Origin of the sequence: Streptomyces solicamelliae, from assembly GCF_045348655.1 — a bacterium.
In the GTDB taxonomy this organism is placed as follows: Bacteria; Actinomycetota; Actinomycetes; order Streptomycetales; family Streptomycetaceae; genus Streptomyces; species Streptomyces solicamelliae.
On sequence record NZ_CP160404.1, the window covers coordinates 754040 to 768352 of the forward strand.

The 14313-nt window shown below is 73.0% G+C and carries 4 protein-coding genes; all 4 read left to right on the forward strand.

The window, feature by feature from the left end; translation table 11 throughout:
* Window positions 1-9: 9 nt before the first annotated feature.
* From ABZO31_RS03550 to ABZO31_RS03565, 4 genes are read left to right on the forward strand one after another with little or no spacing between them, the layout of a single operon-like run.
* Entirely contained in the window at window positions 10-5475 is a 5466-nt protein-coding gene (locus tag ABZO31_RS03550) for an SDR family oxidoreductase (RefSeq protein ID WP_406859443.1), read from the forward strand.
* Complete coding sequence (locus ABZO31_RS03555; protein ID WP_406859444.1) at window positions 5472-7823, forward strand: lantibiotic dehydratase; 2352 nt, start codon at window positions 5472-5474, stop codon at window positions 7821-7823. The genes ABZO31_RS03550 and ABZO31_RS03555 overlap by 4 nt, the downstream gene beginning before the upstream one ends.
* A complete protein-coding gene (locus tag ABZO31_RS03560) occupies window positions 7820-10732 on the forward strand; it encodes an AMP-binding protein (RefSeq protein WP_406859446.1) in 2913 nt (970 codons plus the stop codon). The genes ABZO31_RS03555 and ABZO31_RS03560 overlap by 4 nt, the downstream gene beginning before the upstream one ends.
* Window positions 10729-14217, forward strand: a complete 3489-nt coding sequence (locus ABZO31_RS03565) for an AMP-binding protein (RefSeq protein ID WP_406859447.1) — start codon at window positions 10729-10731, stop codon at window positions 14215-14217. The genes ABZO31_RS03560 and ABZO31_RS03565 overlap by 4 nt, the downstream gene beginning before the upstream one ends.
* Window positions 14218-14313 lie beyond the last annotated feature (96 nt).

Below are 14313 nucleotides of genomic sequence, written 5' to 3' on the forward strand. Positions count from 1 at the left end.
GAGGCCTCAGTGGACGATGACGACAAGATCGCGGTGGTCGGGGTCGCGGCACAGGTCCCCGGCGCGTCTTGCGTTGACGCCTACTGGCTGAACCTCGTCCGGGGCAAGGAGTCCGTGACAGCGCTGAGCGACGAGCACCTGCGCGATCACGGCGTCTCCGAAGAGCTGCTGAGCGACACCTCGTACGTGAAGGCGGCCGCCCTGGTGCCGGGCGCGCAGTACTTCGACGCCGGCCTGTTCGCGATGACACCGCGCGAAGCGCAGACCTGCGACCCGCAGATCCGGCTGTTCCTCGAAGCGGCCCACACGGCGATCGAGAACGCCGGCTACGACCCGACCACCATCGGTGCCGGCACCGCGGTCTTCGCCTCGGCCGGCGCGCCGCTCTACGACGAACACCATCTGCGCCCCCGGAAGGACGCGATGGGCTTTCCTCTCTCCGACGTGGCGTCCCTCAATCTCGGCGGCTACATCGCCACCATGGCCTCCTACAAGCTCAACCTGCACGGGCCCAGCGTGACCGTGCAGACCGCCTGCTCCAGCAGCCTGGTCGCCCTGCACATGGCGTGCCAGTCGCTGCGCGTCGGCGACTGCGACACCGCGCTCGTCGGAGGTGCCAGCATCGACTTCCCGTACGGGCACGGCTACCTCTGGTCGGAAGGAGGAGTGCAGTCACGCAGCGGTCACTGCAGCCCCTTCGACGCGGAAGCCGACGGCACCGTGTTCGGCGGGGGCGCCTGCGCGGTCATGCTGAAGAGACTTCCCGACGCCGTCGCCGACCACGACCACATCCACGCCGTGATCCGCGGCAGCGCGATCAACAACGACGGCTCGGACAAGGTCAGTTTCGGCGCGCCCAACGCGGCCGCCCAGCGTGCCGTGGTGATGGAGGCACTGGCGATGGCCGGTCTGCGACCGGCCGACATCTCCTACGTCGAGGCGCACGGGACCGGCACCGTCGTGGGCGATCCCATCGAGATCAGCGCGCTGACCGACGCCTTCACCGGCCTCGCCGAGGAGCAACTCCCGGTGGGCGGCTGCTCCATAGGCTCGGTGAAGGGCAACATCGGGCATCTGGGACCGATGGCCGGCCTGGCGGGTTTCATCAAGACGGTACTCGCGCTGGAGCACGAGCAGCTGCCGCCCAGCATCAACTACCGTTCGCCCAACCCCCGGATCGACTTCGGATCCTCCCCGTTCCGCGTACAGGACCGGCTCACCGCCTGGCCCCGGGACCCGGAGCGGCCACGCCGCGCGGGCGTCAGCGCCATGGGCATCGGTGGCTCCAACGCCCACGTGGTGCTGGAGGAGCCCCCCGCCCACGCCCTCACACCCCACCAAGGGGAACCGCGTGCGGTGGTCTGGTCGAGCCCCACCGCGGACGCCGAGCCGGCCGTCCGCGGCCGACTCGCCGATGCCTTCCTGCAGTTGGGGGAAGAGGTGTTCGCGGACGCGGCGGCGACCCTGCAGCACGGCCGCCAGACCCATCCGGTCCGCGCGGCGGCCGTGTGCACCGGCGCGCACGACGCGGCCACCACCATGACGGCGGCCGACACCGGTCGCGTCCTCTTCTCCCCGCAGCCGGTGACGGGTCCGCCCTCCGTCTGTCTGCTGTTCCCCGGTCAGGGCTCCCAGCACGTGGAGATGGCGCGGGGCCTGTACCGGCGCGTGCCGGGTTTCACACGTGCACTCGACGAATGGCTCGACCGGCTGGACTCCCCCGACCTGCCGCTCCGCGACTGCTGGCTCGGCAAGGCAGGGCTGGACATCAACGAGACCTCCCTCGCACAGCCGCTCCTGTTCGCCACCGAACTCGCCCTGGCCCACATGTGGCAGCAGGCCGGAGTCCGTCCCACCGCGCTTCTCGGCCACAGTCTGGGCGAGTTGGCGGCCGCCACGGTCGCGGGGGTCTTCGCACCCGACGCCGCCGCCGCACTCGTCCTGGCCCGCGCCAGGGCGATGCGCGACCATCCCGCCGGCGGTGGCATGCTCGCCGCCGCGACCGGTGCGGATGCGCTCCGCGACGTGCTCGGCGGGACCGTCACCGTGGCCGTGATCAACCGAGCCGACCAGGTCGTACTGGCCGGGTCGGAGGACGACCTCGCCGACGTGGCCGCGGAGCTCGCCGACCGCGGTGTCGCATGCACCCGGCTGCCCACGTCGGGTGCCTTCCACACCCCCCTGCTCCGGGATGCCGCCCGCGCCTTCGAGAAGGCCTTCGCCGGCGTGACCCTGGCGCCACCGGCCGTGCCCGTCCACTCGGCCGCCACCGGACGCGTCATCTCCGCGGACGAGGCCGTCGACCCCGCGTTCTGGGTGAATCAGCTCGTCGAGCCCGTACGGTTCGCCACCGCTCTGGACGCGCTGGGCGAGACCGGGCCCGGGGTACTTCTGGAGGTGGGCCCCGGGCAGGTCCTCACCGAGCTGGCCCGCCGCCACGAGCGGGTCCGGGACGCTGCCGTCGCCGTCGTGCCGACGCTGCCGAAGAGGCGGGGCGGAACGGCTGCCGACGACGCCCACCAGGACATGACCGCCGTGCTGACGGCCGCGGCGCACCTGTGGACGGCAGGCACCGACATCGCGTGGGAAGCCGTCGGGCAGGCTCCGCTCCGGCATCGGATCCCGCTCCCCGGCTATCCGTACCAGCGCAAGCGGCACTGGGTCGACGCGCCGCCGGCCGCCCTCGCGGATGCCATGACGGCGCCGGACGCGCCCGGCGCAGCGCACACGGCACCACCGCCGACCGCTTCGGATGCCGAAGACGGTCAGCCCGGCCCGTTCTCCTCGCTGCACTGGACCGCCTCCGCTCCGACACCACCGAATCTCACCCGGGCCGGGGCGACCGCCGTCGTCTTCCTCCCTGCCGCCGAGGCCCGCGCGAACGACGTGGTGGCCGCGCTCGAGCGGGCCGAGATGCACACGATCCGGATCCGTCCGGCCGACGCCTACCGCCACGACGGCGACGAGTTCGCCGTCCGCCCGGGCGTCACCGCCGACACGAAGCAGGTCTTCGGCGAACTCGCCCGCCGCGGCGTCGAGGCCGACCTGCTGGTGCATGCCGTCGCCGCCGCTCCCTGGCCGGCGGCGACCACGGCAAACGTCCAACAGCAGCTGGACGACAGCTTCTTCAGCGCACTGTCGCTGGTCCGGCACGGGCTGCGAACCGGCGGGACGGGGCGTGTCCCCGAGCTCGTCGCGCTGACCTCCGGCGCGGTCGACGTCTCGGGAGCCGACCCGGTCGACCCGGTGAAGGCGAGCGTCCACGGACTCGTACGCACCCTGGCCGCCGAGCTTCCCCGGCAGCGCTGCAAGATCATCGACCTCTCGCCCCACACTCCCGTCGACGAACTGCGCGACGAACTCTGCCGCGCCGACGACGACCTCGTCGTCGCGCTGCGCGGGCGTCGCCGCTGGGTGCGCAGGGAAACGCCGCTGCGGGTGTCGCCGGACCACACACCGGCCCTTCGTTCCGGGGGCGTGTACGTCATCACCGGAGGGATGGGCGCGCTCGGCCTGGCCACCATGCGCAGCATCGCCGCGACGGGCATCCGTCCGCGGATCGCGCTGCTCGGCCGCACCCTCCCCGCCACCGAGGAGCCCGTCGACACCTGGTCGGCCGACGTCACGGCCGCCGTCCGCGAAGCCACCGCGCTCGGGGCCGAGGTCCGGCTCCTCGCGTGCGACGTGGGCGACCCGCGACAGGTGCGGCGCGCCCTCGACATCGTCGCGGCCGCCTTCGGGCCGGTCCAGGGGCTGCTGCATCTCGCCGGCGTGGCCGGCAACGGAATCCTGCAGGCCCGCGACCCGGCGCAGGCGGCCGAGGTGCTGCGACCCAAGGTGCACGGGACGTTCGCCCTCGCGGAGGCGCTGGCCGGCCGGCCCGAACTCGACTGGACCGTGCTGTTCTCGAGTCGCGCCGCCGTCGACGGCCTCGTCGGCGGCGGGGACTACGCGGCGGCGAACGGGGTCATGGACCTGTGCACGCGTCCTGGTCTGTTCCCCGCGCGCAGGGTGCTGAGCGTCAACTACCCGAGCTGGACGACCATCGGCATGGCCAGCCGGCCCAACGGCGCGCCCGCGGTCGGCGAACTGCACTGGACGGCCACGCTCGACGCCGCGGACACCTGGACGCTCGACGAGCACCGGCTCGACGGCACCCCCATCCTGCCCGGGACCGGCCATCTGGACCTGGTCACCCGCGCGTACGACCACACCGTGCCGGCGCCCGCCGGTCTCGTACCGGTGCTCTCCGACATCGTGTTCGTCGCGCCCCTGACCGCACGTCAGGCGCGGCGCGTCATCGCCGCGTTCGCACCCGACGGCGCCGGGCACCGCTTCGAGGTCCGGTCCCAGCCGGCGGACGACACGACCGCGCGGTGGGTCACGCACGCGACCGGACGGATCGCACGCCGGAGCGTCGAGGCGCCTGCCCGCGATCTCGCCGCGCTGCGCATGTCCACGCGTCCGACGGCCGGATCCGCAGCCGGGTCCTTCACGCTCGGACCGCGCTGGGACTCGGTCCTGGAGGTCCGCGACGGCGCGGACGAACGGCTGGTCGAACTGCGGCTCCCGCAGCGGTTCGCCGATGATCTCCGTACCCACCCTCTGCACCCGGCGCTCCTGGACATGGCGACCTCCGCGCTGCGGGGGTGCCCGGGGCCCGGCCCCGAGGACCGCGCCGACGAGGCGTATCTGCCGTTCCTGTACCGCGCGCTCACCGTCTTCGCTCCGCTCCAGGAGGAGATCGCCGTCCACATCCGCAGGAAGGAGACCCGTCACGGACAGCTCGTGGCGGACATCGACGTGATGGGCTCCGACGGCCGCGTCCTCGTCGCCGTCGAGGGCTTCACGATGCGGAAGGCGGACCGGACGGCGTTCGGCGCCGACCCCGACGACCGGATAGGCCAGGAGGCCGACGGCCAGGAGCATGCGGGCATCGACCCGTCCGTCGGAACCGGCATCCTGATGAGGCTGCTCTCCTCCCGCACCCCCGATCAGGTGCTGGTGCGCCCGCACCGAAACGGCCGGCCGGTGCCTGTGTCGGGGCCGGTTCCTCTGTCGGGGCCGGTGCCCGTGCCGGTACCCGCGCCTGTGCCGGTGCCGTCTCCCGCGCACCCCGCCACCACGCAACCGACCTCCGCCTCCCCTCGTACCGTGCCTTCCCTGCCGCTCCAGCGGGCCGGGTCAGGGAACGTGCCCCCAGGGCCCGCGGCACCGGCCGCCGGTTCCCCGACGGACACGACGCCGGACTCGACCACGGATCGTCTTCGCGGTCTGTGGGTGCGCATCCTGGGCCACGACCACATCTCACCCGACGACGACTTCTTCGACCTGGGAGGCGACTCGCTGACCGCGATCGACCTGATGGCGCAGATCAGAGAGCTGTTCGACATCGAGCTGACCGTCGGATTCCTCTTCGAGGCCCCCACCTTGGCCGAACTCGCCGAGGTCGTCGACCAGCGGGTGCGGTCATGACCGTCGCGCCGCCCCCGTCCTCCCCCGCATCCGAGTCGTCCGCGTCGTCCGAGTCCACGACGGGGCCCGCCCATCGCCTCACGCTGCACGGCGACTGGTCGCTGTGGCGGCTGGCCGCCCTGCGCAGCGCGGGTATGCCGATCTCCTGGCTCGACGCGTTCGCGGTCCCCTCCTGCGCGGACGACGACTCCGACACCCGCAGCCGCGAGACCGCCGCGGCGGCCGTACGCTCCGTCGTCGCGCAGCCGGCGTTCCTCGAGGCGGTCACCTGGCAGAATCCGGCTCTCGTCCGGAACTGGATGGGCGGCTTCGCCGCCGACCTCGCCGCGGGCGGAGACGGACGCCTCTCCCGCAGGGACCAACGCGAAGCGCTGGTCGCCTTCCTCGCACAGCGCTACTGCGCCAAGAACGAGACCATCGGATTCTTCGGTCCGGTGGCCTGGGCACGGTTCGGCGACGACCACCCCGGAATCCGTACCGACGGCACCTCCGGCCTGCGCAGCCGCAGCCTCTTCCGCGAGCACTGGGCCGTCGACGCCATCGCGCGCGCCTTCGCCGCGCGGCCCGAACTCCACCCCCACCTGATCGCGCGGCGCCACCCGGCGTGCTCCTTCGACGGACGAGTCCTGCGCCGGCCACGACGCCGGCCGCAGCAACTGGACGCCGACGAGGCCGCGTTGACGGCTCTCCTCGATCGTCCGCGCCAGGTGGGTGAACTGCTGAGCGCGTACGGACCTCCCGAAGCCCAGCCGACGGCCGAGCAGGCTCTGGAGCGGCTCACCGCCACCGGTGCGGTCCTCGTCGGACTGCCCGTCCCGGTCACCGACCGGCCCGAGGACGTCCTGCGCGGGCACCTCGCGCAGATCCCGGACGAGAAGCTGCGCGGCGGCCTCCTGGCCGAACTCGACCGGCTCGACCGCGCCGTGGACGCCGTCGCGGACGCGGCCGGCGACCCGATCGCACTGCGCGACGCCCTGGACCGGCTGGGGACGGAGTTCCGGTCCCTGGCCGGGGTCGGCGACCAGCGCGCCAAGCCCGACCGCGACCTCGGGCGGTGCATCGTGTACGAGGACTGCCGGCGCGACCTCGACGTCACCATCGGCGTCGACCTGATCGACGACCTCCGCGCCCCGCTCGGGCTCCTGCTGGACACGGCCCGCTGGCTGGTCCGCGAGAGCGGGGCGGAACTCGAGCGGGAGTTCGCGGCACGCGCAGATTCCCTGCGGGCCGCCTCGGGGCGGCCGGTGGCCCTGTGCGACCTGGTGATGGCCTCCGGCGACCTCCTCGGCGGACTGCCCGGGACCGCGGTCGCACGCGTCGCCGACGACTTCCAGGCACGCTGGGCGGAACTGCTCGCCACCGCGACGGAGTCCTCGGCATCCTCGGTCCGGCTCTCCACCGAGGCGATGGCCCCGCTCGTACGCACGCTGTTCCCGGCCGGCCCGGTCGGATGGCGTGCAGCCCGGCAGCACAGCCCGGACCTGATGCTCCGCGAACGCCCCGGCCACCGTCCGCAATGGGTGCTCGGCGAACTGCACCTCGCGGTCAACACGCTGGAGAACCGCGCCTTCGCCACGCAGGCCGACGATCGTGCCGAACTGCGTGCGGCGACCGCGGCCGACTTCCCCGACGGCCGCTTCGTGCCCGTCTACCCGGCCGCGTCACCGGCGGTCACCTCACGGACCTATCCGCCCCTCGCCCTCGATCTTCCCGACCTGTACCAGTACTGGTCCTGGACCGCGGACGAGGGCCATCCCTCGGGCCGGGCGGCCCTGCCCGGGGCCGGACTGGTCGTCGAACAGGACGACGGCGGCCGACTCCTCGTCCGCTCCGCCGACGCCGACTGGCGGGCACCGCTCACCGAAGTACTCGGCGAGTTCCTCACCGCGGTCGTCGCCAACCGGTTCGGCATCCGGCCCCGCGCCGGTCACCAGCCCCGCCTGCTGCTCGACGACGTGGTCATCGCGCGGGAGAGCTGGCACGTGCCGGTGTCGGAACTCCCCCACACCGTCGACAACGACTACCGCCATCGCGCGCTGCGCCGGCGGCTGCAGGAACTGGGCATGCCGCGGTGGCTGTTCGCCCGGACACCGGACCAGCCGAAGCCCTACCTCGTCGACCAGGACGCTCCGCTGTCCCTCCGCAATCTCGCGCGGGGTCTGCGCCGAAGCGTCGCCTCCGACGCCGAAGCCGCCATCACCTTCACCGAGATGCTTCCGTCCCCGGACGAGCTGTGGCTCGCCGGACCCGACGGCCGGCCCCACACCAGCGAACTGCGTGTGGTCGTCCACGACGACTCCCAGGTCCAGTCCCCGCTGACGACGCCAGATCGGACGGCATCCGCATGACCGCATTCTCGTCGGCCTGGTTCAGCGACGTGATCAACCCGGACGGGGACGGCCCCCTCGTGATCGCGCTGCCCTACGCCGGCGGCTCGGGGCGCGCGTTCCGTCCGCTTCACCGGCACCTGGACGGCGACAGCGTGCTGGCGCTCGTCGACCTGCCGGGACACGGCCCCCGCATGTCCGAACCCTGCCTGCGCGATGCCGACGACGTCGTCACCGAGCTGCTCGACGCGCTGGCGGAACTGCCGACGGAACGGATCGTGCTCCTGGGGTACAGCATGGGCGGGTGGCTCGCCTACGAGGCGGCCGCACGGCTCGCCGACGCGGGAACTCCGCCCATGGGCCTGATCGTGTGCGGCACCCGCGCTCCCCAGAGCGGGATCGGGCACCCGTCGGTCACGATGCGTCCGCCCGGCAGGGAATTCCTCCGCGAAGCCGTCGAGATGGGGCTCGCGGCCCCGGAGATGCTCGAAGTCCCGGGCATGGTCGAGCTGTTCGCCGAGCCGCTGCACGCCGACTTCTCCGTGGTGCAGAGCTACCGCCACCGGCCGCGCCCCCCGCTCTCCGTGCCGACCTGCGTCGTCGGCTTCGACGCCGACTGGCTGGTACCCGAGCCGTCGCTCCGGGCCTGGGGCGAGGTCTGCACGGATCCCCTGCAGAGCCGCGTCAAGGGCTCCCACCTCGCACTGCACGAGGACGAGACGGCGTTCGGCGCCGCGGTGGCGGCAGGAATGGCGCACATTCAGGCCGTCCGTCCCGCGCCGTCGGTCACGGCGTCCCGGCCGAGCCCGGCCACGGATCGGGCCGTCCCCGAAGACGTCACCGCGGTGGGCCTCGTCGCGCTCACCGCGCGACGGACACCGGACGCACCGGCCGTCGTGGAGCGGGACCGTGTCGTGTACACCTACGAGGAGCTGCTGAAGCTCTCGGCACAGGTCGCCGGGCTGCTCCACGAGCACCGCATCGAGCCCGGACACCATGTGGCGTTCATCGGACGACGCCGCCCGGAATCCGTCGTCGCGATCCTCGGCACGGCTCTGGCGGGTGCCGCGTTCGTACCCGTCAGTGACCAGTGGCCGCTCGAACGGACCGCGTACGTGCTGCGCTCGACCGAGGTCCGCTGCCTTCTCGGGTTCGCCGAGGACCTGGCCCTGTTCGAGCAGCTCACGGCCGTCTGCCCCGAGCTCACCGACATCGTGCTCCTCGACGTCCCCACCGAACGTCCTCCGCAGCCACGCCACGCATCGCCGCCCGCGGAACAAGCTCCCGCCGGGAGCGACTTCAGGGCGATCGCCGATCACGTCATGGCCGAAGAGCCAGGCACCGTCCTGCAGATCGGCCTGGGGCGGGGCGACCTGCTGAAGCTCGTCGCCCCTCGCCTGGACCTGTTCACCGCCGTCGACGCCGACGAGGGCGCGGTACGCACCGCGGCCGCATGGGCCGAGGAGCAGGGTGTGTTCGCCGACCTTGTCGTCGGAGACCCGGAACGCCTCGACGAGCTCCTGTCGACGACCGTCGACGTGGCCGTCGTACCTCCGGCGCCCTCCCCCGCGCTGCTGCGCGCCCTCGCGACGGTCGTCCGGCCCGGCGGTGCCGTTCTCCTGCCCGGTCCCCTCCCGCACGGACCCGACCACGCCTGGGCGATCGAGCCTCCGGCACCGGGCAGGCAGACAGGCCTCCTGCGTCGAACGGACCTTCCGCCGGACACGACAGAACGGTCCGCCGGGCGAGTTCACACCCGATGGCACCTCGCCCGGCAGCCCGACTCCCCGCCGCCCGTTCCGGCCACTTCCGGCGACGTCGCCTACGTGATCTACACGTCGGGCTCCACCGGGCGCCCCAAGGGCGTCGCGGTCAGCAACAGCGCACTCGTCAACACGCTCTCGGCCTCCGCCGACCGGTTCGCCGTGCGGGCCGACGACACTCTCCTGCAGGTGACGTCGTTCTGCTTCGACCTCTCCATCTTCGATGTCTTCGGGGTGCTGTCCGCCGGAGGCGCCCTGCGCATCGCCGGCGACACCGAACTCGCCGAACCCAGAGTGCTCGCCCAGGTGCTGCTCGACGAAGAGATCACCGTGTGGAACTCGGCACCCTCGATGTTCGCCTGGCTCCTCCCGTTCCTCACCGACCGTGACGCGCCCCACCGGCAACAGAAGTCGCTGCGCCTGATGTTGCTCGCCGGCGACTGGATCCCCATCTCCATGCCGGACGAGACCCGTGAGGTCTTCCCCGAGGTCCGGATCGTCAACCTGGGCGGAGCGACCGAGACCGCGATCTGGTCGTGCTTCTACGAGATCGGCACCGTGGACCCGCAGTGGCCGAGCATCCCCTACGGACTCCCGCTGAAGGGCTCGCACTACTACATCCTCGACGACCGGCGACAACCCACCGCGCCCGGCGAAGTCGGCCAGATCTACACGGCCGGTGAGTCACTCGCCCTCGGCTATCACGGGGACCCCGCGCAGACCGCACGAAGCTTCGTCCCCGATCCGTTCCGGCCCGGTCGGCGCATGTACGCCAGTGGCGACCGCGGCCGCTGGCGGGCGGACGGCCAGATGCAGTTGCTGGGCCGGATCGACCACCAGGTGAAGGTGCGCGGGTACCGCGTCGAACTCGAGGAGATCGAGGCCGTGATGGCCGGTGCGCGGGATGTCCGGTCCGCCGTCGTCGTCACCTGCGACCGCGACGGGAACCGGACGCTCGCCGGCTTCTACACCTGCCGCGGAGCCGGGACGTCCGGGACCGAGATGCGCGAGCTGCTCGCCTCCCGGCTTCCGCCCTACATGATTCCGAGCCATCTCGGCCGCCTGGACGCACTCCCCCTCACCCCGAACGGCAAGGTCGACCGGGCGGCGCTGGCACAGCTCGTGACCGAGGCGGATCCGACCACCTTCCCCGGAGGTCACCGATGACCGGCCCCGACAGCGGTCTCGCCCGTCGACTGCACGCCATCTGGACCGACCTGCTCGGCGACACCGGGCCCGACACCGGACTCCTCGAAGCGGGTGGACACTCGGTACTGGCCGCACGGCTCGTCGCCCGCATCGGCACCGAACTCGACGCCACACTCAGCCTCGCCGCCCTCATCAGGGACAACCCTTCACTCACCGACCTCGTCGCGCTGGTCGAGCAGGCCAGGCACGCACCCGCCCCGGCGACCACGGCCGCTCCACCCCATGCCGCCCCGGAGACCACGGCCGGCCGTCGACCGGAGTCGGAGCCCATCTCCCCCGCCATGCGCAGGATCTGGACGTGGCACCAGCTCTACCCGGACTCCCCCGCCTACAACGTCGTACGAGTGCTCACGCTCGACGCCCAGGTGCAACCCGCACCGCTGCGCGCCGCCCTGGCGGATGTGGCCGACCGGCATGAAGCCCTGCGCTGCCACGTCGTCGAGCCCTCACCTGCCCGTGCCGCGATCGTCGTCGACGAGGCGGTCTCCGTACCGCTGGTGATCGACGTCGTGCGCGGCACGGCACACGACGACGTGGCCGACCAGGTCGACGCCGCACTGCGGCGGATCGCCGACCGGCCGATCCCCCTCGATCCCGGACCCTTGTGGCGGTGCGGCCTCGTCTGGTCGCCCGGCACCGGGCGCACCTGGATCGCCTTGGTGATGCACCACCTCATCAGCGACCTGCGCGCGTCGGACATCGTGCTCGACGACCTCGCCACCGCCTACGCGGCCCGCCGGACCGGATCCGCACCGCGGTGGCCGCGCCCGGCCCCCCGCCTCCTGCCCCATCTCCGCCGCCAGGGCGGCCTCGTCGACTCCGCGCGGTGGAAGGCGGACCTCGACTGGTGGGGTCGGCTGCTGGCCGCCCGCGCCCGCACCATGCTGCCCGCGCCCGCCCCCCTCCCGGCCGGACCCGACGCGCACCGGGCCACCACCCACACCGTCGACCTCCCGCCGAGGGCCGGCCGTGCCGTGGACGCGTTGCTGCGCAGCGCCGGAGTCACGCCGGCCGTCTTCTTCCTGACCGTCGCCGCATCGGTGCTCGCGGCACGCTCCGGCGGCGACCCGGGTGTGGTCGGCGTGCCGAGCGTGCGGGTCGCGGACCCCGCGGACGAGCAGACCGTCGCCTTCCTCCTCGACACCCTGCTGCTGGACCCCGGCCATCCCGCCGCCGACGGGCGGAGCGTCCTCGACGCGTGCGCGGCGACACGGCTCACACTCCTCGACGCCGTCGATCACGCGACTCCCACCTACGACGAGATCCTGGACCGCCTGCAGCTCCCCCGCACGTCCCGCAGTCCGCTCGTCCGTCTGTGGTTCAACGACCTCACCGGGGCGGCTCCACCGGCACGCTTCGGCGGGCAGTCGAGTACCGAACACGACCTCCCACCCGGGTGGGCGCTGTTCGATCTCAGCCTGTACGTCAGACGCGCCGCTGCCGGTTACCGCCTGCACTTCGTCGCCCCTCGGGGATCGGCACCGCACGACGTCGCCGACCTCACCGCATTCGCCGAACAGGTGGCACAGGTCTGCTCGGCCGCCGCGACGGACCCGCAGCGCCGCCTCGCCGATCTCCTGCCGTCCCCGCGCACCGGCGGCCCCGGCACCCCACCCCTCGCCCTCGGTCCCGCGCCGTCGACGGTCGAGCTCCTCTCCCGTACGGCAGCCGAACAGCCCTCCGCGCCCGCTCTCGACACCGGCGACGGAGTCGTCGACCGGCACACGCTCGACCGCGCCGTCACCGCCCGCGCGGCGCACCTGCTGGAAACGGCCGAACCCGGGGCTCTGGTCGCCCTGCCCGCCCGACGGGACCGGCTCTTCGTCGAGCGGCTGCTCGCCTGCATGCGCGCCGAGGTCACCCCGGTCCTGATCGATGCCGCGTGGCCACCGGCACGCCGCGACGCGGCGGCGCTCGGCAGCCACGCCTCCTATGCCTTCCCCCTGGACGACGGCCCCCTGCGGGCGCTCCCCGCCCCACCCCGGCAGGCGCACGGCCTCCCATCGGCCGCCCATGTGCTCTTCACCTCCGGCACGACCGCGGATCCCCTCCCGGTGTTGGTACCCACACCCGTGACCGATGCCGCGGTCGCCGACCTCGTGACCTGGCTCGGCGTGGGCGCCGACGACCGCGTCGCCCTGCTCAGCGGCCCCGCCCACGACCCTGCCCTGCGCGACATCGGCCTCGCGGTACGGACGGGGGCCTGCCTCTGCCTGCCGACGCCGAGCGAGCAGGCCGATCTCACCGGCCTGGCCCAGTGGCTGCGCGCCCAGCGGATCAGCGTCCTCAGCGCGACCCCGACCCTGCTGGCGCTCGTCCTCGGCGGGGACCGGAACGCCTCGCTCCTGCCCGACCTGCGTCTCGTCATCTGTGGCGGCGCCCCGCTCAGCACCGCGACGGCGGCGCTGATCAGGTCGCGGGCCCCGCAAGCCGTGATCGTCAACGGCTACGGATGCGTCGAGATCCCGCAACTGGCGGTCGCCCACCGCCTCGACCCCGACGACCCGCTCCCCGACACCTCCCACGTACCCATCGGCCGCCCGCTGCCCGGCAGACGGGTCGAGCTCGTCACCGAGGACGGGCGCCGGTGCACCGACGGAGAACGCGGTGAACTCCTCGTCGGCGAGCCGTGGATCGCGTCCGGATACCTCGCCGACGCGCCCGAGCGGTTCGTCACCGCACCCTTCCGTCTGGTGCGCACCGGCGACCTCGCGCGGCGTGACACGACCGGACTGATCCATCTGGTCGGTCGCCGCGATCGGCAGGTTCTGGTCAACTCCCACCGCGTCCTGCTCGACGAGGTCGAGGCCGCGGCACGCGGCTGTCCCCGGGTCGCCGACGCGGTGGCCGAACTTGTCGGCGACGAAGACCACCAGGCGCTCCGGCTGTGGGTACAGCCCCGGGCCGCGGAGGCACGTCCGCAGGAGGCCCTCGTACGCGCGCATCTCACCGAGGTGCTCGCCGCACCGGCGCTTCCTGCCACGATCTCGATCGTGGACCGACTGGAACTGTCCGCGAATCTCAAGCCCGTCGCCCCTGGCACGGGAGCGGACGCCGCACCGAGTGACACCGGGGCCCTCGTGTCACTCGACGACCGCCTCCAGGAGACGGCGACGGCCGTACTCGGCCACCCGGTCTCCCCCACGGCCAACTTCTTCGACGCCGGCTTCACCTCGATCACCTTGCTGCAGTTCGGGGCGGAGTTGAGCACGGTCCTCGGCCGGCGGCTGGACCCGCTCCTGCTGTTCCTGCACCCGAACCTGCGGGCTCTGGCTGCCGCCCTCGATCTGACCACCCCCGCTCCTGCGGAGTCGGGCACCACCGGTCACGCCAGTCCGGCACCCCGGATCCCCGACGGAACCGGCCACCACGACAGCCGCGAGCGGCTCCGGGACGCCCGGCGCCGGGCCATGCAGCAGATCCGCTCATCGACGGAGCGGTAAGAGCCCCCGGGACGATCTCGCTGCGGCCCGGGTTCCCGGGTCAGCCCAGGGGGCTCGGCCGCACCTGCTGAACGTCGACAGCTCCGGCCCGCGGAC

What these genes read in the sequence shown, in the direction of transcription:
- ABZO31_RS03560 (WP_406859446.1), top strand. Translation starts at nt 7,820, where the DNA reads ATGACCGCATTCTCGTCGGCCTGGTTCAGCGACGTGATCAACCCGGAC.
- ABZO31_RS03555 (WP_406859444.1), top strand. Translation starts at nt 5,472, where the DNA reads ATGACCGTCGCGCCGCCCCCGTCCTCCCCCGCATCCGAGTCGTCCGCG.
- ABZO31_RS03565 (WP_406859447.1), top strand. Translation starts at nt 10,729, where the DNA reads ATGACCGGCCCCGACAGCGGTCTCGCCCGTCGACTGCACGCCATCTGG.